Annotated in this window: 21 protein-coding genes; 11 read left to right on the top strand and 10 right to left on the bottom strand. The window is 72.4% G+C overall.

Annotated elements, in window-relative coordinates; genetic code table 11:
• The first annotated feature begins 212 nt into the window (after window positions 1–212).
• Entirely contained in the window at window positions 213–1,307 is a 1,095-nt protein-coding gene (locus ABZZ04_RS15825; RefSeq protein ID WP_356932772.1) for a DUF5925 domain-containing protein, read from the top strand.
• A 53-nt stretch (window positions 1,308–1,360) separates the two neighbouring features.
• On the opposite strand, the gene ABZZ04_RS15820 is transcribed toward ABZZ04_RS15825, so the two are convergent.
• Entirely contained in the window at window positions 1,361–1,735 is a 375-nt protein-coding gene (locus ABZZ04_RS15820) for a GntR family transcriptional regulator (protein ID WP_356932771.1), read from the bottom strand.
• A gap of 83 nt (window positions 1,736–1,818) precedes the next feature.
• On the opposite strand from ABZZ04_RS15820, the gene ABZZ04_RS15815 reads away from it, so the two are divergent.
• Both ABZZ04_RS15815 and ABZZ04_RS15810 read left to right on the top strand, forming a co-directional pair.
• The gene (locus ABZZ04_RS15815; RefSeq protein WP_356932770.1) at window positions 1,819–2,739 is read left to right on the top strand and encodes a GNAT family N-acetyltransferase; all 921 of its coding nucleotides are present in this window, start codon (window positions 1,819–1,821) and stop codon (window positions 2,737–2,739) included.
• Window positions 2,720–3,214 (top strand): DUF402 domain-containing protein, encoded by a 495-nt coding sequence (locus tag ABZZ04_RS15810; protein WP_356932769.1) that lies wholly within the window; start codon window positions 2,720–2,722, stop codon window positions 3,212–3,214. Before ABZZ04_RS15815 ends, ABZZ04_RS15810 begins: the two co-directional genes overlap by 20 nt.
• A gap of 72 nt (window positions 3,215–3,286) precedes the next feature.
• On the opposite strand, the gene ABZZ04_RS15805 is transcribed toward ABZZ04_RS15810, so the two are convergent.
• A complete protein-coding gene (locus ABZZ04_RS15805; RefSeq protein WP_356932768.1) occupies window positions 3,287–4,837 on the bottom strand; it encodes a trifunctional class I SAM-dependent methyltransferase/NUDIX hydrolase/VOC family protein in 1,551 nt (516 codons plus the stop codon).
• A gap of 222 nt (window positions 4,838–5,059) precedes the next feature.
• Window positions 5,060–5,953, bottom strand: coding sequence for an alpha/beta fold hydrolase (locus ABZZ04_RS15800; protein ID WP_356932767.1), 894 nt, complete (start codon window positions 5,951–5,953; stop codon window positions 5,060–5,062).
• A 258-nt stretch (window positions 5,954–6,211) separates the two neighbouring features.
• Here ABZZ04_RS15800 and ABZZ04_RS15795 point away from each other — a divergent pair, with 258 nt between their 5' ends.
• The 7 genes from ABZZ04_RS15795 to ABZZ04_RS15765 all read left to right on the top strand — a co-directional run bounded on the left by ABZZ04_RS15795 (window position 6,212) and on the right by ABZZ04_RS15765 (window position 13,815).
• Window positions 6,212–7,249 (top strand): DUF3533 domain-containing protein, encoded by a 1,038-nt coding sequence (locus ABZZ04_RS15795; RefSeq protein WP_356932766.1) that lies wholly within the window; start codon window positions 6,212–6,214, stop codon window positions 7,247–7,249.
• A gap of 223 nt (window positions 7,250–7,472) precedes the next feature.
• A complete protein-coding gene (locus ABZZ04_RS15790; RefSeq protein WP_356932765.1) occupies window positions 7,473–8,861 on the top strand; it encodes a hypothetical protein in 1,389 nt (462 codons plus the stop codon).
• Between the two features lie 52 nt (window positions 8,862–8,913).
• Window positions 8,914–10,191, top strand: coding sequence for a MoxR family ATPase (locus ABZZ04_RS15785; RefSeq protein ID WP_356932764.1), 1,278 nt, complete (start codon window positions 8,914–8,916; stop codon window positions 10,189–10,191).
• Window positions 10,188–11,468 carry a VWA-like domain-containing protein gene (locus ABZZ04_RS15780; protein WP_356932763.1) on the top strand — a complete coding sequence of 427 codons (1,281 nt, stop codon included), beginning with the start codon at window positions 10,188–10,190 and terminating at the stop codon, window positions 11,466–11,468. Before ABZZ04_RS15785 ends, ABZZ04_RS15780 begins: the two co-directional genes overlap by 4 nt.
• 221 nt (window positions 11,469–11,689) lie before the next feature.
• On the top strand, window positions 11,690–12,115 hold the full coding sequence (locus ABZZ04_RS15775) for a hypothetical protein (RefSeq protein ID WP_356932762.1): 426 nt from the start codon (window positions 11,690–11,692) through the stop codon (window positions 12,113–12,115).
• 110 nt (window positions 12,116–12,225) lie between these two features.
• On the top strand, window positions 12,226–12,699 hold the full coding sequence (locus ABZZ04_RS15770; protein WP_356932761.1) for a phospholipase: 474 nt from the start codon (window positions 12,226–12,228) through the stop codon (window positions 12,697–12,699).
• A 240-nt stretch (window positions 12,700–12,939) separates the two neighbouring features.
• Complete coding sequence (locus ABZZ04_RS15765) at window positions 12,940–13,815, top strand: alpha/beta hydrolase (RefSeq protein WP_356932760.1); 876 nt, start codon at window positions 12,940–12,942, stop codon at window positions 13,813–13,815.
• A gap of 49 nt (window positions 13,816–13,864) precedes the next feature.
• Here the strand turns inward: ABZZ04_RS15765 and fxsT are convergent, their stop codons facing one another.
• From fxsT to fxsA, 4 genes are all read right to left on the bottom strand, one after another.
• Window positions 13,865–17,794, bottom strand: a complete 3,930-nt coding sequence (gene fxsT / locus ABZZ04_RS15760; RefSeq protein ID WP_356932759.1) for an FxSxx-COOH system tetratricopeptide repeat protein — start codon at window positions 17,792–17,794, stop codon at window positions 13,865–13,867.
• Window positions 17,778–19,100 (bottom strand): FxsC protein, encoded by a 1,323-nt coding sequence (gene fsxC, locus ABZZ04_RS15755; protein ID WP_356932758.1) that lies wholly within the window; start codon window positions 19,098–19,100, stop codon window positions 17,778–17,780. Before fsxC ends, fxsT begins: the two co-directional genes overlap by 17 nt.
• Before the next feature lie 244 nt (window positions 19,101–19,344).
• Entirely contained in the window at window positions 19,345–21,576 is a 2,232-nt protein-coding gene (fxsB, locus tag ABZZ04_RS15750) for a radical SAM/SPASM protein FxsB, inactivated metallohydrolase extension form (protein ID WP_356932757.1), read from the bottom strand.
• A gap of 77 nt (window positions 21,577–21,653) precedes the next feature.
• Complete coding sequence (gene fxsA, locus ABZZ04_RS15745; protein ID WP_356932756.1) at window positions 21,654–21,821, bottom strand: FxSxx-COOH cyclophane-containing RiPP peptide; 168 nt, start codon at window positions 21,819–21,821, stop codon at window positions 21,654–21,656.
• A 225-nt stretch (window positions 21,822–22,046) separates the two neighbouring features.
• On the opposite strand from fxsA, the gene ABZZ04_RS15740 reads away from it, so the two are divergent.
• On the top strand, window positions 22,047–22,973 hold the full coding sequence (locus ABZZ04_RS15740) for a DUF4231 domain-containing protein (protein WP_356932755.1): 927 nt from the start codon (window positions 22,047–22,049) through the stop codon (window positions 22,971–22,973).
• Window positions 22,974–23,092: 119 nt separating this feature from the next.
• On the opposite strand, the gene ABZZ04_RS15735 is transcribed toward ABZZ04_RS15740, so the two are convergent.
• The 3 genes from ABZZ04_RS15735 to ABZZ04_RS15725 form a co-directional block, all read right to left on the bottom strand.
• Window positions 23,093–23,572, bottom strand: a complete 480-nt coding sequence (locus tag ABZZ04_RS15735) for a hypothetical protein (protein ID WP_356932754.1) — start codon at window positions 23,570–23,572, stop codon at window positions 23,093–23,095.
• A 212-nt stretch (window positions 23,573–23,784) separates the two neighbouring features.
• Window positions 23,785–24,684 (bottom strand): S1 family peptidase, encoded by a 900-nt coding sequence (locus ABZZ04_RS15730; RefSeq protein ID WP_356932753.1) that lies wholly within the window; start codon window positions 24,682–24,684, stop codon window positions 23,785–23,787.
• A gap of 255 nt (window positions 24,685–24,939) precedes the next feature.
• Window positions 24,940–25,755 (bottom strand): DUF1684 domain-containing protein, encoded by an 816-nt coding sequence (locus ABZZ04_RS15725; RefSeq protein WP_356932752.1) that lies wholly within the window; start codon window positions 25,753–25,755, stop codon window positions 24,940–24,942.
• Window positions 25,756–25,757: the final 2 nt, after the last annotated feature.

Genomic DNA, 25,757 nt, shown 5'->3' with positions numbered 1-25,757 from the left:
GGACCGACGGGCGGGATCTCCACCCGGTCTGCCGAGTCCGTGGTAGCAGCAGCCGCACCCCTGCCGGAAGTGGGCATGCCAAATTGCTCCGACGAGTCCTCCCGTGCGCCCCTTTGATCCCGTGTCACACCCCCGCTCCCCCCTTCCGGGTGACGGGCGGAGGGCGGCGAAACCCGGGTGCGCCCGTGGTGCCCGTGCCCGATCATGGCGCCATGTCCGCCACTCCCGAGTCCGCGCTGCCGATCCGGCTCACCGTCGACGACAGCGATTCCCCGTCAGATGTCATCGACGCGCTGTTCCTCGGCCGTTTCGCGACGGGCGAGCAGCCGTACTCGCACAGCACCTCCCTGGAACGCGTCAAGGCCGGGGCCACCCTGCTGCCCCCGTCCGCCAAGGTGCTGCGCGCCGCCCGCGACGACGACCGCAGCGCCACCCTCGCCGAGGGCGACGGCTGGACGCTGCTCGTCTCCCGCTGGAACCGCGGCGCCGACGTCACCGTCACCGCGACCGGACCGGAGCTGGCGCGGGAGGTCCTCGACCGGGCGACGGACGGCGCCCGGGACGAACCGGAACCCCGGCCGGAGAACGTGACGATGGGCTTCTGGTACGCCTCCCCGCGCCGCGGCCCGCACCGCACCACCCGGCAGATCTCCTCCGGCACCTGGGACGAGGTCCGCGGCAACTACACGGCCCCGGTGGCCCGCGCCATGGACCGGCTGATGACGCTCACGCCCGACGACGTCTCGGGCCGGCTGCTCCTGCTGCACGGTCCCCCGGGCACCGGCAAGACGTCCGCGCTGCGCACGCTCGCGCGCTCCTGGCGCGACTGGTGCCAGGTCGACTGCGTGCTCGACCCGGAGCAGCTCTTCAACGACGTCGGCTATCTGATGAACATCGCGATCGGCGAGGACGACGGCACGGCGAAGGGCCGGTGGCGGCTGCTGCTCCTGGAGGACTGCGACGAGTTGATCCGCGGCGAGGCCAAGCACACGGCGGGCCAGGCGCTGTCCCGGCTGCTGAACCTCACCGACGGGCTGCTGGGCCAGGGCCGCAACGTGCTGGTGGGGGTCACCACCAACGAGGACCTGGGGCGGCTCCATCCGGCCGTGGTCAGGCCCGGCCGCTGCCTCGCCAGGATCGAGGTGGGCGCGCTGACCCGCGAGGAGGCGGTGAACTGGCTCGGCACGGAGGAGGGAATCGGCCGGGAGGGCGCGACGCTCGCCGAGCTGTACGCCCTGCGGCGCGGCAACGGCCCGGCGTCCGTCCCGAAGCAGGACTCCGGGGCGGACGCGGGCCTGTACCTCTGACGCCCGTGCCCGGGGCCGGACGTCCGGCCCGGACCCGGCGCCTCCCGCCGGAGTCAGTCCGCGTACGCCGCCCGCACCGCGTCCGCCACCAGGGACAGCGCCTCGTCCCGGGACAGGCCCAGCCGCCGGGCGTGCTCCGCGTACTCCTGCGCCGCGGCCGCCGCGTGCCGGTCCGCCGCGTCACCGGCGGCGGCGACGAACGTGCCGTTGCGCCCACGGGTCTCGATCACCCCGTCGGTCTCCAGCGCGCGGTACGCCTTCGCGACGGTGTTCGCGGCGAGGCCGAGCTCCTCGGCGAAGCCGCGTACGGTCGGAAGTCTGAAGCCGACGGGCAGCTCGCCGGAACGGGCCAGTTCGGAGATCCGCGTGCGCAGTTGCTCGTACGGGGCGATGCCGGAGTCCGGGTCAAGGACGATCTTCAAGGTCACGTCCCGATTCTCCCCCACGCCGTCCCCGCCACCGCCGGAAATCCAGGAGCGGGCACCGGCGTCCCGCACGTAGCGTCCGGTCCATGACTGTCATCGTTCGCGACTTCCGGCCCGCCGACGCGGAGGACTGGGTACGGATCCGGCGCGCCGCGCTCCCCTACATGGTGACGACGCCCGAGCACGTCGTCCACGACCTGTCCCGCGCCCATCCCGACAAGCGCTACCGGCTGCTGGTGGCCGAGGAGGACGGGCAGCTCATCGGCACCGCGCAGGTCGGCCTCGCGTACGACAGCCCCGAGCCCGGCCAGGGGTTCTGCAATCCGTACACCCACCCGGAGCACACCGGGCGCGGGGCGGGCGCGCTGCTGCTGGAAACGGCCGAGGAGCACCTGGCCCGGGAGGGCGCGACCACGGTCCACGCCTGGGTGCTCGACGCCCCGTCGAACCACGCCTTCGCCGAGAGGCGCGGCTACGCGCCGAGCCGTTCGGCGCACTTCCTCCACCTCGACCTGGCGGGCGGGGACCTGCCGCCCCGCCAGGAGCCACCGGCGGGGGTGGAGTTGCGCACCGCCGCGGACTTCGCGGACGATCCGCGTCCGCTCTTCGAGCTGGACGCCGAGACCGCGGCCGACGAGCCCGGCGACATCCCGGCCGAGCTGACCGACTACGAGGACTGGCTCGACCACACCTGGAACGTGCCCCTGCTCGACCACGGGCTGACCACGGTCGCGGTGGTCGACGGGGAGCCGGCGGCGTTCAGCCTCGCGGAGACCGACGGCCTGACCCGGTACATGTCCGGCATGACCGGGACCCGCCGGGCCTACCGAGGCCGGGGGCTGGCCAGACTCGCCAAGAACGACTCGCTGCACCGGGCCCGCGCCGCCGGGTACACGGACGCGTACACCGGCAACGACACGGCGAACGGCCCGATGCTGGCGGTCAACCGGTGGCTCGGCTACGAGGTCTGTGCCACGGAGGTGCGGTATGTCCGCGGCCTCGGCTGAGACCTCGCTGACGGTCGCCCTGGTGAAGGCCGGGCGGACCAAGATCAGCTATCCGGCGGACGTGGTCCGCGACGACGGCGTCCGGGTGACGGTGCGGGCGCCCTGGGCGGCGCCCGGCGTGCGGGACTTCGGCTTCGTGCGGTTCGAGCCGGGCGACGTGTTCACCGAGCACTACTGGCGCGACCGGTGGTACGCGGTGAAGGAGGTCCGCTCCGGCGCGGGAGTGCTCAAGGGCTGGTACTGCGACATCACCCGCCCCGCCGTGCTGCGGGACGGCCGGCTCCTGGTGGAGGACCTGGACCTCGACCTGTGGGTGTCGGCGGACGGCACGTCCGTACTGCGGCTGGACGAGGACGAGTTCGAGCAGAGCGGTCTGGCCGGACACGACCCGGCGGCGGCCGACGCGGCCCGCCGGGCGCTGGACGAACTGGAGCGGCTGGCCCGCGCGGAGGGCCTCGCGCCGCTGCTGGCCTGACGGCCCGGGAGCACCGCGGCCCGGCACCGGGTTCCGCTCCGTCCGGCCGGTTCCCGGCCGGGGCGGGCCCGGTCAGTCGCGGCGCCGCGCCCAGACGTCGGCGTACGGGTCCGCTTCCACCCGTACCGGGCGGGGCTCCCGGCGGCCCCCGGCGACCAGCTCCACCTCGTACCCCGCGGCGTCCTCCAGATAGGCGGCGACGTGCTCCTCGCCGCCCGCGTGCGGATAGCGGTCCGCGAAGAGCTGCCGCCAGCCGTGCTCCGGGGCCCGCGCCACCAGGGCGTCGAGGGCGGCCCGGTCACGGACGTGGAACGCGAGGTGGTTGAGCCCGGGGCGGCGGCGGTCGTACGGCTCCGGGAGCAGGTCGGGCGACTGCTCGACCACCACGTAGCTCTCGCCGCGCCGCCAGCTCCGTCCGTGCTCCCAGCGCTGGTACGGGACGTGGCCCAGCTCGCCGAGCAGCCAGCCCCACCCCCGCTCGGCCGCCGCCAGGTCGGGCACCCACAGCTCGATGTGGTGCACCCCGCCGGTGCCGGCCCGCCCGGCCGGCAGCGCGACGGCCCGGCTCGCGCCGTGCGGCCGGTGGGCCACGGAGTCGCCGTCCTCGTGCCAGTGGATCAGGAAGTGCTCCCCCGCGCGGTATCCGTCGAGCCCCGCCCGGCAGTAGGCGACCATGTCGTCCGGGAGGTCGTCCAGCGGGAACCACCTCAGCTCGGAGCACTTGTCCGGCTCGCGGTTGTGGGGTTCGCGGTCGGGGTCGTACTCCGCCTCGAAGAACCAGCCCGTCCTGGGGGCGCCGCCGGGGCCCCGGTGCTGCATGACCAGGGCGACCCGCAGCTCGTCCGGACCGAGTTCGAGCCCGATCTCCTCGGCGGCCTCGCGGATCATCGCCTCGCGGACGTCCTCGCCGTCCTCGACGTGCCCGGACGGGCCGTTGAACAGCCCGTCCGCGTACCCCGTGTTGGCGCGGCGGGCGAGCAGGACCTCGGAGCCCCGGCGGAGGATCAGGTGCACGTCGACGACCTCGGTGTGCCGGTGCGGCGGCACGGCGCGGGCCACCAGGGCGTAGCGCTCGTCGTGGACCCGCTTGCCCCAGAGGTCCGGATCGTCGGAGAGTTGTTCGTGGTGGACGCGCTCGGTGAATTCCGAGAGCAGCCCGGTCAGGGTCTCGGCGGGGACTCCGACGCCGTTCCAGACCCCTTCGATCAGGATCAGCCGGCCACCGGGCCGCAGCAGGCCGAACCAGTGGCGCAGGGCCTCCGCCGGATCGGGCAGCAGCCACACCACGTGCCTGGCCAGGATGACGTCGAACTGCCGTCTGCCGACCGGCGGTCGGGCCGCGTCCCCGAGGAGCACCCCGGTCCCCGTCCCGGCGAGCTTGGCCCGCGCCTGCTCCACCATGCGCGGGGACCGGTCCAGGGCCGTGACCCGGTGGCCCTGCCCGGCGACGAGGAGGGAGAGGCTCCCGGTGCCGCACCCCAGGTCCAGCACCTCGGAACGCTCCTCGGGCAACCAGCTCTCCATCCGCCGTGCCCAGGCGTGCCGGACCACCGGATCGAGCAGACCGTGGTCGGGTTCCTCGTCGAAGGAGTCGGCCGCGGAATCCCAGTCGATCGTCGTCATGGGTCGATCGTGCCAGCCGCCACCGACAACGGCGCCCCTCCGGACGGATCGCGTTCGGCTCGCGGTGGTGAATCCGGGCGCACGGACCGCCCGAGCGGCGCCACACCGGCTCACGGCGGTACGAGGGGCGCGGCCGACCGGCCCCTCGTACCGCCGCGGGTGCGACCGCTCGTCACCGGCGCACGGAGCGTCCGTCCCCCTGCTCCCCGCCCGGTCCGATCCCTAGCCGATGGCCGAGGCGCAGGTGGTGGGGGTGGCGTGCGCCGGGTCGAGGGCGTTCGCCACCTCGTGGTACGCGATCCGGTCGATGGTGCCGATCGCCACGTGCTCGGAGAGATCGACCGGGCACAGGTCCTGGAGCAGGACGTTGCGCACGTTCGGCCCGTCCAGGAACTGCGTGCGGTACGGGGTCACGACCTCGTCGTACCGGGTCGCGATGACGGTGTAGTCCACGCCCGGCACGGTGTCCTCGCCCGCGTTGAGCCTGGTCATGAACGGGGAGCCCGCCACCTGGTCGGCGAGGCCGGGGGTGTTGGCGTTCAGCAGGTCCTCGACCCCGGGGAAGTACGGCAGCAGCTTCGTCAGCCCGAGGAGGGTGGTGCCGTGGTTGTCGGGGGCGAGCCCGATCAGGGCGTTCACCTTGGGGGCTCCGCCGAGGAACTTCAGGTAGTGGTTCGGCATCATGCCGCCCTGGGAGTGGCCGACGAGGTCGACCTCGGGGGCTCCGGTGGCGGCGAGCACCTTGTCGACGAACGCGGCGAGCTGGCCGGCCGACTTGTCGATCGGGCCGAGGCCGTTGAAGAACGGCACGCCGGGCAGCTGGCCGTAGTCGAGGGAGTAGACGCAGTAGCCCCGGTTGACCAGGTAGGGCGCGAGGACCAGCCAGTTGTCGATGGAGTTCCCGAAGGTTCCGTGGACCAGGACGACCGGGCGGGGGTGGGCTGCGGAGGGCTTGCAGGAGTAGTCGTTCCAGCCGCGGGACGTGGCCGTGGCGGCGGTGGGGGCGGCCGCGGCCGCGGTGGTCGTGGAGGTGGCGACTGCGGCGACGGCGAGGAGCAGTGCGGCGAGGGTCCTGCGCGCACGTGGGGTGCGCGACGCACGGTTCCGGGGCAGCATCGTGGGGTCTCCTTGCGGCTCAGGGGAGTTTCGATGTCTGTGCACCCTGCGGCCCGGACCACAAGTTCTGACGCTGGCTCTGCTTGCTTCGTGCCAAATTACGCGTGAGTAAGGTCGCATGGGAAGTTACGCGTCGGTAAAAAGTGTCGGCGCGTCAACCCGGCGGGGCGGAACCGCACGGACGGCCCCGGCCCCGCGGTCCGCCATCCGGCCCAGCCCCGACTGCACGAACGGCCGATGCCCCGGAACGTTGGGGACATGACCTTCGTCGACGAGGTGAAGAACGCCGTCACCCCACGGGCCGCGGTGCTCGTCATCGGTGTGCTCGCACTGCAGTTGCTGTTCATCACGTCCTACGTCGGGGCGCTGCACAAGCCGAAACCGACGGACGTGCCCTTCGGCGTGGTCGCGCCCCAGCAGATGTCCGCCCGGCTCACGGCCGACCTGAAGGCGCTGCCCGGCGGTCCGCTGGACCCCCGCCCGGTCGCCGACGAGGCCGCGGCCCGCGCGCAGATCCTCGACCGCGAGATCGACGGCGCCCTGGTCGTGAACCCCACCGGCACCACCGACACCGTCCTCGTCGCCTCCGGCGGCGGCACGGCCATGGCCGACACGCTGACGCGGATCATCACCGAGGTCGACCGGACGCAGCAGCGCACGGTGCGCACCGTGGACCTGGCCCCCGCCTCCGACCAGGACTTCAACGGGATCTCGTCCTTCTACCTGGTCGTGGGCTGGTGCGTGGGCGGCTACCTCTGCGCCTCGATCCTCGCGATCAGCGCGGGCGCCAAGCCCGCCAACCGCCAACGCGCGGTGATCCGGACCGGTGTCATGGCGCTGTACTCGATCGTGGGAGGGATCGGCGGCGCGCTCATCATCGGCCCGATCCTCGGCGCCCTGCCCGGAAGTTTCTGGGGCCTGTCGGGGCTGGGTGCGCTGACCGTCTTCGCGGTCGGCATGCTCACGCTCGCCCTCCAGGCCCTCACCGGCATCGTCGGCATCGGCCTGGCCGTCCTGATCGTGGTGATCGCGGGCAACCCGAGCGCCGGCGGCGCCTTCCCGCTGCCGATGCTGCCTGACTTCTGGCGGGCGATCGGCCCCGCCCTGCCCCCCGGCGCGGGCACCTGGGTGGCGCGCTCGATCGCCTACTTCAAGGGCAACACGATCACCGGCCCCCTGCTGGTGCTCTCCGCCTGGGCGGTGGCGGGCACGATCGTCACCCTCCTGGTCGCCGTGCGCCGCACCCCGGAGGAACTCACCGGCGACCACCCCGCCATCGGCTCGGTCGTCGACTGACCCCACGGCCCGGCGACCCCCGTGCGCCGAAGGTCCGGCCGGGGTCCGATCGGGCCCGGCCGACGTCCGGCCGGGGTCCGGCCGACGTTCGGCCGGGGGTCCGATCGGGGTCCGGCCGGAAGGAAAACCCTGGCCGATCGGGGAAAGGGGAGCTACGCTGCCTCGCGATGACCACTTACTCTCTCAGCAGATTGGGGGACCCGTCCGCGCAAGGTGAGTGCTGATGCTCACTCAGGACGCGAACGGGGATTCCCGGCTTTCCTTCTGGCGGCGTGTGCGCGAGTTCGCCGTGCCGCCCTCCATGATCGAGACCGCGACCGCCCGCCGCCGGGTCGGCGACTGGGCGGGGGCATGTGCCGCCGCGGGCATCGACATCGATCTCAGCCCGCGGTCCGCGGCGCACGCCCACGGCAGGGAGCTCGCCTCCCGGCTCCGGGACGACCTCCGTCATCTGGCGCCCGACCTGTTGCGCTGGCACATGCCGAGGATCGCTCCTCGCGGGCTGCTGCGACCGGGTCTGACGATCACTCTGGCCCGTTACGACACCGAGGGGTCCGACGGCGTGCGCCCGGTGCACCTGGTGGTGCGGACCCCGCCCGCCTGGGCGGACGCCGGCCAGCGGGTCGGCCTCGCGCTGTGGGACGGCTCCGGGGACGGTCCCCGCCGCCACCCGCACCACCGCCCGAACCCCCGGTTCCGCCTCGACCTGCACCGCCATCTGTGGGACGCGCGCCGGGCCGACGAGCTGCGGGCCCGGTCCGGGGTCGGCCCGCCGCCCTCCGGCAGCCCGCCCCCGGTGCCCCCGGAGGTGCTGGAGGCGGTGCCTCCGGGGCGTCACTGCGCCGTCGACCGGTGGGCGGCCGAGGCACGGCTCCTGCTCCGCGCCGAGGGGCGGTCCGCGGGCCCCGTCGCCGTACGGTTCGGGGGCCGGCACCGGCTGCTCCTGGACCTGGCCGCGGAACGGGACGGCCACGGGCCGCCCGCGCTGCGGCTCGCGGGCGGGGCCGACGGCCCGTCCGCACCGCCGGTGCTGCCCGACGCGGCGACCTGGACGCTGCCCGACCTCGAACTGATCCGCACCGGTGCGATCGGGGCCGACCGGCTGCACCCGCTGGTCGTCGCGGCCCTGATGCCGGATCACACACCGGCCGCCGCGGCCCGGCCCCCGGACCCGCCGGGGCAGCCGCGCCTCGTGGAGTGCCGGGGCGACCGGCACCGGATCGGCCTGGTCGACGGGGTACTGGTCCCGCTGGACCACGACCCGGCCGAGATCCGCCGGGAGGAGCTGCTGGTCGCCCTGACCGGCACTCCGCTCCCCTGCCTGCGGGCCATCGACGAGGCGCACCGCCGCCCGGACTGCCTCACAGGCGTGCGCGAACGCCTGGACCACGGCGACATCGCCGGTGCGCTGGCCGTCGTCGAGGGCCTGCTGGGCCCCGGCGCGCTGCTGCGCAGCGGCGAACTGCGGGACGAGCTGGAGGAGGCCGCGCGGCGGCGGATCACCTACGGACTGTTCCGGGCGGGCCTGGCAGAGGGGCCCGACCGCATCCATCCGTACCGCCATCGCCCCCGGCACCGCCGCGCGCACCCGCGCGACGCGGCCCTTCGCTGAACCGGCGCCCGCCGGCCCCGTACATCCACCACGACTCCAAAGGTGATCAGCCATGCCCGTACGCACCCCCGCAGCCCCCTCCGCCCCTTTCGTCTCCCCCGTCTCCCCCGTCGCGCCCGTCGTCCGGGACCGTGCCGCCCAGCTCGACATCGCCGACGAACTGACGGCCCTGCTGAACGAGACCACCACCGAACCCCGCCCCGACAGCCGGCTGGAAGCCCTGACCCTGGCCGTGGCCGCCGACCTGCCGGTACTCCTGTGGGGTCAGCCCGGCATCGGCAAGACCGCCGCCCTCACCCGGCTCGCCGAGTCCCTGGACCTTCCGCTGACCACCGTCATCGCCAGCGTGCACGAGCCGTCCGACTTCTCGGGGCTGCCCGTCATCGGTGACGACCCCGCGGAACAGGGCGTCCCGATGGCGCCGCCGGACTGGGCGGTGCGCCTGGTGAAGGCCGGCCGGGGGCTGCTGTTCCTGGACGAACTGTCCACCGCGCCCCCGGCCGTCCAGGCCGCCCTGCTCCGCCTCGTGCTGGAACGGCGGGTCGGTGCCCTGCGGCTGCCCTCCGGGGTACGGATCGTGGCCGCCGCCAATCCGCGTTCCTCGGCGGCCGACGGCTGGGAGCTGAGCCCGCCGCTGGCCAACCGGTTCGTGCACCTCCAGTGGACGCACGACCACGAGGTGGTGGTGCGCGGCCTCGGCGGGACCTGGCCCCGGGCGACGCTGCCGCGGCTCGACCCCGGGCGGCTGTCGCAGGCCGTGGACTTCGCCCGCCGCGCGGTGTGCGGGCTCCTCACCGCCCGTCCCGCGCTCGTGCACCGGCTGCCCAGCGGCGAGACGCACCGGGGCGGGGCCTGGCCGTCGCCCCGCAGCTGGGACATGACCCTGCGTCTGATCGCGTTCGCGACCGCGGCCGACTCCTCCCGGGACGTGCTCTCCCTGCTGGTCAGGGGCACCGTGGGGGACGGTCCGGGGCTGGAGCTGCTGGCGGCCCTGGACCGGATGGACCTGCCGGACCCCGAGACGCTCCTCGCCGACCCGGCGGGGGCCGAGCTGCCCGAACGGGGGGACCTGCGCCAGGCCGCGCTCGACGGCGCGGTGGCGGCGGTCCGCAACCGCCCGGAGAAGTCCCGCTGGGACGCCGCGTGGGCGCTGCTGGTCCGGGCGCTGGAGGACGGGGCCCCGGACGTGGTGGTCGTCCCCGCGACCACGCTCGCCTCGCTGCGCCAGGAGGACTGGGACGTTCCGGAGTCGATCGAACGGCTCGCCGGAGTGGTCTCCCTGTCCCGGCGGGCGGACCGGGCCGCGGCCGCCGCGAAGGCCGGCCGATGACCCCGGGCGAGCCGACGGTCCCGGACGGGCACGGAACACCGGACGGGCCCGGGGCACTGGACGGGCCCGGGGCGCTGGACCTCGACAAGCTCTTCGCCGCCCGGCTGCAGGCCGTCCGGGTCCGCCCCTACCTGGCGACGGCCCTGTTCGCCCTGCGGGTCGTGGAGTCGCGGCGGGTTCCGACGATGGCCGTCGACCGGCACTGGCGTTGCTACGTCTCGCCCGGCTTCGTGGACCGGACCCCGGTGGAGGAACTGGCCGGGGTATGGGTGCACGAGGTGTCGCACCTGCTGCGCGACCACCACGGGCGCGGCGACCGGGTGGCCCGGGAGCGCGGGCTGACCGGCCCCGGGGAGCGGCTGCGGATGAACATCGCCGCCGACTGCGAGATCAACGACGACGTGTTCGGCGAGGGGCTGACGCGGCCGGAGGGCGCCGTCGATCCGGAGGCCCTGGGGCTCCCGACGGGGCAGCTCATGGAGGACTACCTGCGCCAGTTCCGGCTCGGGTCGCATCTGGGGGACCTCGCCTGGCTGGACTGCGGCAGCGGTGCCGACGGGCTGGAACGGGAGTGGGACCTGGGGCCGGACGGTGCGCACGGTCTCAGCGAACAGGAGCAGGACGCGGTCCGGTTCCGGGTGGCGCAGGGCATCACCGGCCGTCCGGGGAACGCCCCGAAGGGGTGGAAGCGGTGGGCGGAAGAGGCGTTCCACCCGCCCCAGCCGTGGCGGGATCTGCTGGGCGCGGCGGTCCGTTCGGCCGCCTCGGGGGCCGGTGCGGGCGAGGACTACACGTACGGCCGTCCGTCGCGGCGCTCGGCGAGCGTGCCCGGGGCCGTCCTGCCGAGCCTGCGGCGCAGGCCGCCCCGGGTCTGCGTGGTCATCGACACGTCCGGTTCGGTCAGCGACGCCGAACTGGGCGGCGCGCTCCTGGAGGTGGCCGCGATCTCCCGCGCCGTCGGCGGCCGTCGCGACCTGGTCACCGTCCTCCCGTGCGACGCGGCCGCCCGGGTCGCGCACCCGCTGTGCAGCGCCGAGGGGATACCGCTGGTGGGCGGCGGGGGAACGGATCTGCGCACGGGCTTCGCCAGGGCGCTGCGGACGCGGCCCCGGCCCGATGTGGTCGTGGTCCTGACCGACGGTCAGACGCCCTGGCCGAGTGCTCCGCCGTCGTGCCGGACGGTGGTGGGCCTGTTCCCCCGGCCGTGGGACGAGGACGACCCCCACCACGTTCCGGTCTCCCCGCCCGCCTGGGCACGGACGGTCTCCATCGGCTGACCACCTCCGACAGCGGCCTCCCGCACCGGCGCGACCGGTCCCGGAGGCCGCTGTCGGCCCCCTCGCGCGCCCCGGGTACTGTCCGCATGTTCGAGTCGAACCCCTGGTCAGGGGGTGTACGCGGGAGGGGCGTCATGAACGGTGCGGGCCGGTCCGGAGACATGTGGAGGCCGAGCGACGAAGAGGGCGGGGAACTCGCGGGCCGGTGGTGGAAGTGGGCCATGTCCGCGCCCGACGACCGCAGCCCGGTCAGGGACACGACGGGCGAGCACGCCGCCTGGAACCAGCCGGACGACCTCTGGTTCCTGGCCGGCACCTACGGCGGCCGGGTGGTGCGGCGCTGCCCGATCCCCTCGGACCGGCCGGCCTTCTTCCCCGTGCTCAACATGCAGCACCCCCGGTCGTACTCGCGGGTGCCCCTGTCCATGCCGGTGGTGGAGGCCACCGCGTCGCTCAACGGCGTCCCGCTGCCGCTGCGGGAGTTCTCCGCGTCGTTCCGCACGGAGTCGACGCAGCGTTACGCGTGGGGTGTCTGGGGCGGCTTCCCGCCGCTGCTCCCGGGCGAGTACGTGCTGGAGATCAGGGCGAGGGCCGCGAACGGCTTCTGGGTCGACACGACCTACCACCTGGAGTCGACGGCCCCCTGATCCACCGAACGGCCCCTAGGCATGACAAGTACATGCCGTCATGCTGGAGCGACCCCGTGAAACCACGAGGAGCACGGGCCCAACTGGCTTTCGTACCCCGGAGGTTGCTCATGCGTCGCCGATTCGCCGCTCCGCTCGCCGCGGCGGCTCTGTCGCTCCCGCTCGCCCTGCTCCCCGCCGCGTCCGCCTCGGCCGCCCCCGCGGACAAGCCCCAGGTCCTCAGCTCCTGGACCCAGACGAGCCTGTCCAGCTACAACGCCTGGAAGTCCGCCCGCGGCAACCAGAGCGCCTGGGCCGCGTACGGCTTCGACTGGTCGACGGACTACTGCAGCAGCTCCCCCGACAACCCCTTCGGCTTCCCCTTCCAGACCGCCTGCGCCCGCCACGACTTCGGCTACCGCAACTACAAGGCCGCCGGCACCTTCTCCGCCAACAAGTCCCGCATCGACTCCGCGTTCTACGCGGACCTCAAGCGCGTGTGCGCCGCCTACACCGGCGCGAAGCTCACCGCGTGCAACAGCACCGCGTGGACGTACTACCACGCCGTGGACATCTTCGGCGTGGCACCGGCGAAGACCGCCTGACCGCCGCGCTCCCCCGCGGGCACGGCCCGCCTCCTCCACGGGGCCGACCGTGCCCGCACGGCTGCCGGCCGGAGCCCCCGCACCGTTGCACTCGCACCTTCTCTCCGGGACGGGCGCACTCTCCGAATGCCTCCACGGTTTCCCAACGCACATCTCCGGCAAGAGCTCTGATGAGCCATCATCGAATCGGGTGGCACAAGCCGGGCACATGGTGCCCGCACCACACGGAGGAGGCGCGGAGTGCGTAGTCGGGTGCGCGCGGGGGACGGGCGGCAGTTGGTGGTGGAACGCCTGGGGGATCCCCGGGGCAGGCCGGTCTTCCTGATGCACGGAATGCCCGGCAGCAGACTCGGCCCGGCTCCGCGCGGCATGGTGCTGTACCAGCGCAAGACCCAGCTGATCACCTACGACCGGCCGGGCTACGGCGACTCCGACCGGCTTCCGGGCCGCTGCGTCGCCGACGCCGTCGAGGACGTGCGGGCCATCGCGGACCACCTCGGCATCGAGCGGTTCGCCGTGGTGGGGCGGTCCGGCGGCGCCCCGCACGCCCTGGCCTGCGCGGCGCTGATGCCCGACCGGGTGACCCGGACGGCCGCCCTGGTCGGACTGGCGCCCCGCAGCGCCGACGGTCTCGACTGGTTCGAGGGGATGGCCGCGTCCAATGTGCTGGCGTACTCCACCGCGACGGCCGATCCGGACGGGCTGGCGGAGTCGTTCATCTCACGGTCCGCGGTGATCCGGCAGAACCCGGTCCAGCTCATCGACGAGCTGCGCCAGGAACTGACCGAATCCGACCGGATGGTGGTCAACGACGCCGGGGTCCGCACCATGTTGCTGCGCAACTACCGTGAGGGGTTGCGCACTTCGGCCTGGGGCTGGATCGACGACGCGCTCGCGTTCTCCAATCCGTGGGGGTTCGATCCGGCGGACATCACGGGACCGGTGCTGCTGTGGCACGGCGAGAAGGACGTGTTCTCGCCGGTGAACCACTCCCGTTGGCTGGCCGAACGCATCCCGAACTCCACCGTCGTGGTGGAACCGGCGGCAGCCCACTTCGACGCGCTGCACGCGCTGCCCAGGATCCTGAACTGGCTGCTGGATCCGCCGGCCGAATGAGCGACGGTCCGGGGAGCGTCCGGCCTCGTGGCCGGACGCTCCCCGGCGCCTACACCGCCGTCGGTTCCAGCTCGCGCTCGAACCGGCGCTCGTCCCGGGCGATCCGGGTCATCGGGTGGTCGTCGCCGAGCTGCCGGGACAACTCCTCGACCGTCTCGCTCCTCAGCCGCAGCGCCTCGTCCTTGCGGCCCAGCGCGTCGAGCGTGACCGCCATGTTGGACGTCATGGCCAGGGTCTCCGGATGGTGCGCCCCCAGGACCCGGCGGAGCTGTCCGGACACCTTCTCCTCGGTCTCCAGGACCAGTTCGAGATCGCCCCTCTCCGCCGTCGCGTTGGCCAGGTTCATCACGCAGAACAGGGTGTTGGGGTGCTCCGGCCCGTACACCTCGCGCATCGCGGCGACGACCCGGGTCAGTACCCGCACCGCCTCATCCGACGCGCCGGTGCCCGACTGGTAGACACCGAGGTTGTTCAGCGCGGCCAGGGTGTACGGGTGCTTCTCCCCCGGCACCTTCATGTACTGGTCGACGACCTCCTGCGCGGTGTCCCTGGCCTCGGTCGTCTCACCGGCCGCGTACAGGTCGGCCGCCATGTTGAGGTCGCAGGCCAGCGACTCCGGGTTGGCCGAGGTGTACTTGGCCCGGTACCTGCCCCGGGTGGCCACCGTCAGCCGGCGGGCGTCCTCCAGTCTGCCCGCGCGGCGCAGCGACACGGCCAGGCTCTTCGCCGCGCTCAGCGTGCCGGGGAAGGCCCGGCCCAGAGTGGCCTTGTAGCTGTCGTACGTACGGCTGAGGATGCCGACCGAGTCCTCGTACCGGCCGACGTCCCGCAGGTCCCGGGCCAGGTTCATGGCCGAGGAGAGGCTGTAGGGGTGTTCCGCGCCCAGCACCTCGACGCGCCGGTCGAAGACGTCCTGGTCGATCTCGCGGGCCTTGGCGTACTGCCCGATGGAGCGCAGGGTGAACGCCAGGTTGTTGGCCGCGGCCAGGGTCCTCGGGTGCGATTCGTGGAAGATCTGGTTGAACCCCTCGGTGGCCTCGGTGGCCAGCTCGATCGCCCTGGTGTACTCGCCGAGCGTGCCCAGGTCCGTCGCCAGGCTGCTGGTGCTCATGTACGTGTGCGGGTGCTCCGGGCCCAGGACCTCCTGCTGCACCGACAGGGTGATCTCGTCGAGCTCCCGGGCCTCCACGTAACGGCCGCGCGAGCGGTAGATGTTGGAGAGGTGGAAGCAGAGGTAGAGGTACTGGATGTCCCGCTCCCCCAGTGTCTCCCGCCAGATCTCGCGCAGGTCCTCGCAGAGCGTGGTGGCGGTCCTGAAGTCACCGCGCTTCCAGAGGTAGCGGACCCGGTCGATCAGCAGCCTGCGGGCCTCGGGCTCCTTGCAGTTGCGCGCGTCGGACGGGCCGAGGTGCGGCCAGATGGTGGCGAACTGCGGCCAGGTCGAGGGATTGTCGATCGGCTCGTCGTCGTCGGGCCGGGCGCCCGCCAGGATGCGGTGCACGGCGTGCCGGGCGTCCCGCTGCTCCTGCTCGCTGAGCTGTGCCCGGATGACCGCCTGGACGAGCCGGTGCACCTGGATGGAGTTGGAGACCTGGTCGACCTTGGCGAGGGCGAACCGGCCGATCTCCCGGATGACCCGGCCCAGCACCAGTTTCTCCTGGAGCGAGGCGTCGTACGGCTTCAGCGCCTCGATCATCTCCTTGCTGTACAGGAGGTTCCCCGAGATGGGCTCGGGGGCGAAGAAGGCGCAGAGCTGGAGCAGCCGCACCGCGGCGGGCGAGCGCTCCTTGAGCCGTTCGATGGAGATGTTCCAGGTCGCGGCGACCGGCTCCGGGTAACCGGCCGGCTGGTTGAGCGCCAGGACCTCGGGGGCCTGCTGGGCCAGCTGCTCCAGATAGGTGTCGATCGGGGTGGCGGTCTCCGCGATCCAGGCCGCCGCCTGCTCGACGGCCAGCGGCAGGTCGCCGACGGCGGTGGCCACCTGGGCGGCGTCCTCGTCGCTCAGTCCGGGAGCCCGGCGCTGGAGGTGCTCGATGGACTCCTCGCGCAGGAAGACGTCGACGGGCAGCGCGTCGCCGTGCTGGGACCACGCCTGGTTGCGCGAGGTGACCAGGATGTGGCCGGACCCGCCCTGCGGGAAGTAGCGCCGGAGCCGTTCGGGATCGTCGGCGTTGTCGAAGACCAGCAGCCAGCGGTCCGACGGCACCCCGCGCCGCAGCAGGTCGACCGCCTCCTGGGAGGCCGCCGCCATGTCGTCGCCGCCCTGGGCGCCCAGCCGGACCGCGAGTTCGGCCAGCGCGGCCACCACGTCGTCGGTCTGCTCGGAAGATATCCACCAGACCAGGTCGTAGTCCGCCATGAACCGGTGCACGTACTCCAGGGCGACCTGGGTCTTGCCGACGCCGCCGAGTCCGTACAGGGTCTGCGGCTGCGGCAGCACGACGGCCATGCCGCCGCCGAGCTGGTCGCGCATCCGCTCCAGGACCAGGGAGCGGCCGGTGAAGCCGGGGTTGCGCGGCGGCGCGTTCCAGATCCTGGGGACGGTGCCGGGGAAACGCGGTCCGGGCGAGACGGAGTCGCTGAGCTGCACGGGCCGGTCCAGGGCGCGCAGCAGGGCGGCGGTGGCGTGCACCTCGTCGAGCCGGAAGAGATCGACGGGGTTGCGGTCGATGTAGGGCGCGGACAGCCGCACGTCGCCGACCCTGAGCGGCAGCAGATGGCGCCGGCCGCCGCCGGGGTCCTCCGCGACGGCCCGTTCCCAGAGGTTCACCGCGCGCTGGGACTTGAGGTAGGCGCTGGAGAGCAGCACCACGGTGCGGGCCGCGTTCTCGGGGGTCGCCGGTTCCGGGGTGCTCCGCTCGGCGGACACGTCGCGCGGCACGACGCGGAATCCGGCCCTGGTGAGCACGGACTCGATCCAGTCGGCCCACATCCGGTTCTCCGCCACGTAGCTGAGGAAGAGATCGGCGGGCAGGGCCGGCCTGCGCCGGGTGAAGGCGTCCCGGATGCGCAGCCGCACCTCTTCGCCGACCGGTGGCATCGAGGTGATCTGCTGGGCGGTGATGACGGCGGTGAGCCGTTCGAAGGCGGAGAGCAGCGAGTTGGTGAGACCGGCCTCGTCCCCGAAGGTCGCGAGGGTCTCCTCGTACGCGTAGTAGGGGCGGTACGGGATCTCCACCGCGCCCCAGTAGGCGGTGAGTTCGTCCCCGGACAGGTCGCGCGGCAGCCGGTCGAACTTCAGCCGGGCCAGGGCTCGTCCGGCGTCCGCCTTCTCCTTCTCGCCCTCGTCGATGCGCATCGGAACGGGGAAGATGGAGATGGGGCGGCCGGTGTAGCGCTCGGAGATCTGCCGGGCCACGGAGGCGGCGCCGTCGATGGACTGGTCGCTGAGCGTGAAGCAGTCGACGAGGACGTCGGGGAGGTGGACGGTGCAGATGTCGGCGATGTCGCTGAGGCCGGTACGGCTGTCGATGAGGACGTAGTCGTAGTTGGCCTTCATGTCGTCGCGCAGGGCGTCGAAGAAGTGGCCGCCGCCGAGCCGGTCGTAGAAGTTGTCCCAGTCGAAGGTGGAGACGGTCGCGGAGTACTCGCGGTTCTGTCGCCCGGCGGACACGAAGTCCAGGGTGCCGCCCTGCGGGAACTCCCAGCCGAGCGCCTCGGGGGCGAGGGAGACGGCGTGCGGCTGGATACGGGCGTAGTCCCGGTGCCAGTCGTCGGCGCGCTGGACGGGGCTGGTCGCGGCCCACGCGTACTCGGTGATCAGGTCGATGACACCGGTGGTGGCACCGAGGGTGGACGGGTCGAGGAACGGGTGGAAGAACCGGTGGAGCCCCGGCGCCTCCAGGTCCCAGTCGACGGCCAGTACCCGTTTGCCGTTGGCGGCGAGTATCCAGGCGGTGTTGGCCAGGGCCATGGTGCGCCCGGTGCCGCCCTTGTACGAGTAGAAGGTGACGATGCGCCCGTCACGACCGGCCGTCATCCGTGTCCTCCCCATCCGTCGCAGGGTCGTGTGTCTCGGGGATGTAGTTCGTCTGTGCCATCGGCCCCAGCAACCTCGTCCGTTCGCTGTGTCCGCCACCGGTGGCGGGTGGATACACCGCCGCGTGTCTCAGGTACTGCTGGGCCGCCACCTCGACCACCTGCGGCAGGATCTGCCCGAACGCCTCCATGCTGGGCACGCCCCTGGCCGCGGCGCGGCAGTAGGCGCGCCCCTGGCGCATCTTGGTCGGCATGGTCTGTTCGAGCTTCTCGGTCAGTTCGGCCTCGACCGCCATGCTCTGCCGGTCCTCGCGACTCCACGGCACGACCATCGTGACCCAGGGCCGGTTCTCGGCGTCGAAGGCGGCGAGCCTCCTGCGCCGGTCCTCGTCCTGCAGGGCCCAGCGGTCGACGAGCAGGATCTCGGGCCTGCTGGGCGGCTGTTTGCCCTCCCCGTGCCCCACCTCCTCGTCGAACGAGGAGATGGTGGCCTGGTAGTTGAGGGAACGCACCAGGTCCTCGGCGACATAGGCCAGCGGACGGGTGGTGCTGGGGTGGTAGGGGTTCCAGTCCTGCGGGTTGTCGCCGTAGTAGTCGGCCATGCGCCCCTCGGGCAGGTCGTGCCGGGTGGGTGCGGCAATGGTGACCTGCATGGGGCGGGGTCCGCCGGCCACGCTGTTGGGCGGGCCGAAGGCACTGGGGGCGAGCCGGTAGTCGACCGGGCGCCCGGTGCCGATCTTTATGGTGTCGGCGACGTTGACGATGCGCTTGGCGAGTTCGTAGACCGCGCGCTCGTACTCCTCGGCGAAGAGCCTGAGCTTGATGAGGCCGTAGAGCCCGTCGCTGACGTAACGGTCCCCGAAGTCGCGGTGGTTGAACTGCAACCGTTCGGCCGGGCCGGGGAGCTGGCTCGGCGGAACGGGCACCCAGAGCGCCGGGACGATCGCCTCGGCCGGCTGGTTGGAGCGGGCCCGGTAGTGGATGGCGCGCTGCGCGAAGGCGTACCACTCCTTGCCGCACATCTCACTGGCGAAGTAACGCGGCGAGAACAGCGGAACGAACACCCGGCAGGTGGCGAGCACCTCGCCGAGCCGCTCCGACCAGCCCTCGCCGGAGCGTATCTCCCGGTCGATGAACCCCGCGGGCGCGCCCGCGGGCAGATCCGTCATGGCCAGCACGTGGTCACAGAGATCCTTGAAGAGGCGTTCGACCCACATGTCGGGGTCGGTTCCACCGCCGTACCCCGGTGTATGGGCATAACTCAAGAAGAAGTACGGCCGATGGTCCGCCGCTCGCTGCTGCGTCATCGCGTGCACACGACCCCCGTCCTGTGTGAGCACCCGCACCCGAGGCGTGAAGCGAATGCGAGCGAATTCATCATTCCGGAGCGGAGGTTGCTCCACCCCCATGGCGTTCGGTCATTCAACGCCGGTTTTCAGTCATACGTTCCCGGGTTCGGCCGATCATTTCCTTGATCGAATTCGGTCTGCGGTCGTTCCTCCCACTTGTCCCCTGTATGCCGACACCCTCGATCGAACCGGAATTCGACACTCAGATCTCTTTTCGCATCAGATCCAGCAGCCGTTTCCCGCCGACGGTCACTTCAGCGGCACCTTCCAGCATGTCGAGGGCTTCCGGTACCCCCTCCAGGAAGTTCGGCTCGAATGCGCCCAACGCCATCCGCTCATAGGTGTCGGCCAGCAACCGGGAAAACGGAACTGGTTCTTCCTGCCAAGGCATTCGATGTTCCCAGGAGCCGTCCGCCGCGTAAAGATCCGTGACGTCGACAAGCGCCTGCAATTCGGCCCTCCGGAATCCCCTCAGCAGTGCGAACGCCAGTTCCTCGGCGCCGCCGTCCACGGAGATGCCCAGCGCCCCGGGTCCGTGCCGTCCCACGGCGGGCTCCGCCGGGTCCAGGCCCGTGAGGGGCGTGAGGGTGGTGAGGCGGTCCGCCATCTCCGCGGCCCGAGCGGGGGCCTTCGCCCCGATCAGGGTCCAGGCCTCGACGATCCCGGCCCCCAGACGAGCCGCGGTCCGGTCGTCGAGGGGGGCCGCCGCGGGCACCGGGAAGCAGTCGCGGAACGGGTCGGCGTCGTCGAGCACCGGGCCGGACGCCGCTCCGGGGACCGTGAGCCGCCGCAGCGGACGCCAGCCCGGACCGGGTTCCGCCGGCCGGACGACCCGCAGCTCGGTCCCGCCGCCCTCCGGCCGGACGACGAAGCCGTCCCCGGCGGCCCGCAGCACGCCCGTGCCGCGTTCCCCCGCGTCCGTGACGCGCAGCCCGCCGAGACCGGGCAGGAAGAGACCGCCGTCCGAGAGGTCCACCGGTACGGGCAGGTCGAGGCCGCCCCGTACGACGGCCGCCGCGAGGTACGCCGACAGCCGGCGCGCCGCCCGTACGGCGCCGGGGCGCTCGTGGACCGACCCCAGCGCCCCGAGCAGCCAGCCGCGGGCGTACGGCAGGGCCAGCACCTCGTCCAGGGCGCGGGCGCCCTCCTCGGACGCCTCGACGGCGGCGGCGAGCTCCCAGGCGGCCTCCCACTCCGCGCCGCCGCGCCGGCCGATGTCGGCGTTCAGCCGGGCGAGCAGGGTGCGGTCGAGGTCCAGCTGGGCGGCAGCCGCCCCGGCGGCCCCGGTCACCGCGGGCGCGACGAGCTCCGCCGTCGTACGGGCCTCGATGCCACGCACCAGGGCGAACAGGTCGGCGCAGTACACCGAGGGGTTGTCGAACGCGCCGGACGGGCCGTCGGAGCGGTACCTGTGGGTGTACAGGCCGCCCCCGCAGGTGCGCACCACGGGACAGCGGCGGCAGGTCTCGCCGACCCCGGCCAGCCCGAGCTGACGGGCCCGCACCCCGGGGTGGCCGGCGACCTCGTCGAAAGTGTGGGTGAAGACGTCGAACCCGGTGGCCGCGGCGCCCTCGTAGGCGCTCTTGAGCGAGTCGACCTGCTCCAGCCGGCCGTCGGTCTCGACGACGACGAGGTCCGTCGGGGCGAGTCCCAGGGACTCGGTGAGACTGGGGCCGCCGCTCAGCGTGGAGAGCACCGACGAGAAGAGCCGCACCGGCACCTGGCGCCCCTGCTCCTGCCAGCGGTCGAAGACCGCGAGGAGCCAGTCGGCGTAGGCGGTGGGCGAACCGTCCGGACGCGGCGGCGGGTCGTCCCAGGTGGCGTGCGGGAGCAGGAAGTCGATGAGCGGCGGTTCGAGTTCGGTCAGCGCGTCGAGGACCGCGTGCGGGTCGTTGCGGATGTCGACGGTGCACAGGAGGCCGAGGTCGAGATGGCGGTAGCGCTCCTGGTGGAGCAGCTCGACGGCCTTGAGGACCAGGGGGTGGCTGCTGCGCCCGTCCGCGTAACGGCGGTGCCGGTCGTTGGCGGCCCGGTCGCCGTCGAGGGAGATGCCGACCCGGACGCCGAATTCGTCGAAGAGGTCGAGATACCGGGGACTGAGCTGGAGCCCATTGGTGTGGATGCGGAGGTCGAGCTCCGCGACGCCGTCGAAGGCGGAGGTGAGTTCCTCACAGACCCGGCGCAATCGCGCGGGGCCCGCCAGCAGGGGCTCCCCTCCGTGCAGGATCACTGACACGGAGGGCAGTGCATGTGTCTTGGCATGCTCGGCCAGTCGTTGAGCAGTCCGGAAGATGACATCATCAGAGATTGCTCTGGGTTGGGTTCGCCAACTCTGATCTGCATGTTCATAGACATAGCAATGGTCACAGGCAAGATCACACCTGCTGTGAACCTTGAGAACGACTTCGCGGAAAGGGACCAGGGGTCCTGTCATTCCACCAGTCTAGCCAGCCCGAAGGGGTGCTCGGGGCGTCGGCTCATGGCGCCATGAAGCGCTCGGCGCGTCGTTTTTCAGAGCGCCGAGTTGAAGGTCGACGTCTGGGTGGGGCGACCGGCCGACGCGGCGTTCACACGGCCGAGCTTCCGGGCGACGGCACCGCCGCGGACGTCGATCTCGGTGAGCGGCACCCGGTTCTTCTTCGCAACGGCGAAGGCGGTGGAGGATTCAGTGGTCTTCACGGCTGTCCTTGAGGGGATTTGTTCCGATGGAATGTTTCCAGACAGGAATACAGCAAGGGTATCTGCACCATTGCAGTGCCTGGCGGCACGACTTTACTCTCATGACCTCTGTTGGCAACTGAGGACGCCCACTTGGGACAAGAGCGTTGCATGAGGTCGTCCAGGCCGAACGGAACTAGCGATTCCGCCATTGAGGTGACGACAAACCCGCAGACGGGAGTGAACATGACGGCGCTTCCCGGGCCGCTCCAGAGCATGGTCTTCAGGAACGCTGACCTTCCGGCGCTCTTCCACCACACGGACGAGATCGCCGTCGCGAGCCAGCGGGAGGCCGTGAACACCACCCGCGTCCAACTGATCCTGCTGGTCGTGGGCACCGCGCCGGCCGCGGTTCCGTGGCACGTCACGGTCGGTGACACGTTTCAACTCATCGATGCCGCAGGCGTGTTGGCCTATCTGGGTGTCCTGATCACGACGTACCTCTCCGCCCGGCGCAAAGCAAAGTCGCAATGGCAACTCAACCGCTCGGCCGCGGAGTTCATCAAGTCGATGTGCTGGCGCTACTCGGTGCACGGCGCACCCTTCGACACCGGCACCCAGCACCCGGAGGCGGTGTTCGCCAATCGTCTGGAGGAGGGGCTCCAGGAGCTCCGGAAAGTGGGCTGGGCCGACCCCCGCGACCTGACCGCGGATTCCGGCGGGCTCATCACCGACTCCATGCGCGAGTTGCGCGGAAAGGCGTTCACCGTACGCAAGGAGACGTACGTGCGGGACCGGCTCATCGAGCAGCGGAGCTGGTACCGCAGGCGCCAGGAGGTGTCGCGGCGGGCCACCCTGGTCTGGTCGACCACCATCGCCGCGCTGACCGCGCTCGCCCTGGTCTTCGCCCTGCTGAGGATGGTCTCCGCCACCCAGTCCTTCGCCCTGACGGGGGTGCTGTCGGCGGCGGCCGCGGCCTGTCTGGCGTGGAACGAGATGCGGCGGCACCACCCGCTGATCTCGGCGCACTCGCTGGTCGAGCAGGACCTGGAGGCGATGCAGGTGGCGATGGAGACCACACTGACCGAACGTCAGTGGCCGCGGGCGGTCTTCGAGACCGAGCGCATCGTCTCCCCGCAGCACACCGACTGGCTGGCCCGGCACCAGATGTGACGCGCCGCGGCGCACGCGCAGGGTGACACCGGTGGGCGCGGGCGGCCGCGGGTCACCTGCGCCCGGAGACCCGTTTCAGCGATGTGACGCCGGTGGGCGCGGGCGGCCGCGCCCACCGGTCAGCCGCGTTCCACGCCCTCGCGCCAGATCACCGTGACGGGGCGGCCCAGGCTGCGGGCGTACGTCACGATGTCGCCGGTGCCGCCGAGGCCGCGGGCGGGCCGGCCGTCCCACACCGCGAGCAGCCGGTCGCAGTGGTCGGCGATGTACGCACCCGCGGCGTAGTACGCCTCGTCGGTGGAGTGCGGGTAGTCGAGCCTGACCTCCCGGACCGCCCGGTCCTTGAGGGCCCGGTAGCGGGCGAGTTCACCGGCGTCGGCGAAGGAGTCCTCGTAGTCGCTGCTCGGGATGACCACGGTCAGCTCGGCGCCGCGGGCCAGGGCGATGTCGGCGAAGATCTGGTCGGCCCCCACCGCCAGGCTGGAGAAGGCCTCCAGGGAGCCCTCCAGGCCGTGGAAGGCCGCCCGCAACCCGGCGAGCACATGGGCGTGGGCCTCCTGCGGGATGCTGCGATGACCGGTCACTCCGATGCGTTTCACGGACCTGGAACCCCCTGGGATGTCTGCCGGGGGCCCGGCCCGGGGTGTCCCCCGGCGGTACGACCGCCCCCGTGTGCTCCTGCGTGACCGACCTGTACCCCCACATCCTCTCAAAAGCCGCGGGGTGTGCGGGAGCCCCCGCCCGGGATTTCAGGCGGGGGCTCCGTCCGGATCGATCACCCGTTCGGGGGTCGGACCGGTGTGCCGGGGTGTCAGAAGACGCTGACCCCGTACGCGCTGAGCGCCTCGGTGACCGGCTGGAAGTACGTCGTGCCGCCCGAGGAGCAGTTGCCGCTGCCGCCGGAGGTGAGGCCGATCGCCCTGGAGCCGGAGTAGAGCGGACCGCCCGAGTCGCCGGGCTCCGCGCAGACGTTGGTCTTGATCATGCCGTAGACGACGTCGCCGCCGCCGTAGTTGACCGTGGCGTTGAGGCCCGTGACGGAGCCGCTGTGGATGCCGGTGGTGGAGCCGCGGCGGGTGACGGACATGCCGACCGTGGCGTTGGCCGCGCTGGTGATGTCGACGCTGCCGACGGTGCCCGGGTGGGCGACCGAGGTGTTGTCGTAGCGGACCAGGCCGTAGTCGTTGGTCGGGAAGCTGGAGCCGACCGTCGGACCGATCTTCGTCGTCTTGGCGGAGTTGGAGTACCAGTCCGGGTAGCCGTCGGTGCAGTGACCGGCGGTCAGGAAGTAGTAGGTGGTGCCGCTGCGGACGTTGAAGCCCAGGGAACAGCGCCAGCTGGGCGCGTAGATCGCGTCGCCGCCGGCGACCAGCTTGCTGAACTTCCCGGCGGTGCGCTCGATCTTCAGGGCTCCCGCGTTGACCCCCGCGGTCTTCTTGATGTGCGCGATCTCGGCCCGCGAGACCGTGCTGTCGGCGGTGACCACGACCTTGCCGGTGGCCGGGTCGATGTTCCAGGCGGTGCCCGCCACGTCGGCGCCGAGGACGGCGTCGCTCGCGGCGGAGAGCTGCGCCGTACTGAAGGTGGTGGCGGTGTCGGCCTGGGCGCTGGGGACGGCGAGCGCGGCGACGGAGACGAGGCCCGCCGCGACGGCCACGGCCCTGGCGCGTCTCGCGGTGCCGTTGAGGGGGGCGGTGCGCTTGATCCTCACTTTTCATTCCTCCCGGGGGGAAATCGGGGGTCCGCCTGTGGGGTGGCCGGACCCGTGAGGCGCAGTCGTTCGCACGGCATGGGTCCGCAATGCGAACCTGCCGTGTTCCTGACAAGCGCTGTCCCGGAAGTATTCAAGGCGTTCAACTTGTGGCGCAAGAGGGCCCCATGGCCTGAACCTGTCATGCCCCGTGCGTGTACCCCGGTGCCGCTCGGGGCACCGGGGTACCGCGCCGGGGCGTGGCGGCACGGAGCGTCAGTGGTCGACGCGGTTGCGCTCCCCCGCCTCGACGGCGACGGAGAGGGTGTTGCCGGGCGGCGGGAAGGGGCAGATGAAGTGGTCCGCGAAGGCACAGGGCGGCAGCAGCGCCCGGTTGAGGTCGACCGTCACGCCGCCGTCGGCGGCCGGGGCGGCGGGCCGCAGGAAGCGGAAGCGGTAACTGCTCCGGCCGCTGGTGGCGTCGGCGAAGACGGCCCAGAGCGAGCCGTCGGCCTCGACCGCCACCTGGAGGGTGTGCTCCGTGCCGTCGATCTCGAAGGCGATCTCACCGGCGAGTCCGAGTCCGCGCTCGACCCCGTCGGCGTTCTCCACCCGGACCGTGCGGGAGGCGTCGTACGGACGGAAGGTGCCCGGCAGCACCCAGCGGGCGTCGTACGGGGTGGCCTCGATGGTCCGGAAGGCGCGCCGCGCGGCGGAGTCCGGGTCGAAGTCCCGTACCGCCCACAGTCCTTCGCGGCTCAGCACGACCAGTCGCCGTCCGCCGTGCGCGACGCGGGAGGCGTCGATGGGGGCCCGGTCGGCGGTCAGGCGCACCCGGCCGGTGAAGGGCTCGCCGTCGACGGTCAGTCCGTCCTCGTCGGCGGCGTGGAGCACCACCGCGCCGTCCTCCTCCCGCCATTGGCCGGGGATCCCGGGGAGGCGGCCCTCCGGGTGGTCGGAGAGCCAGTGGGTGCCGGTGAGGGAGAGGGGGCCGTACGGTGCGGCGACCGCGGCGGTGCGCTCCTCGTGCCAGTGCTTCCAGTTCTGCGCCGCCCGCTCGGGGCCGTGCGGCTGCTGTGCGTCCGTGCTCATGC

This window comes from Streptomyces sp. NPDC006435 (assembly GCF_040612315.1).
Taxonomy (GTDB): domain Bacteria; phylum Actinomycetota; class Actinomycetes; order Streptomycetales; family Streptomycetaceae; genus Streptomyces.
Note: the sequence above shows the minus strand (reverse complement) of the source record. Positions and strands in the feature narration are given on the sequence as shown.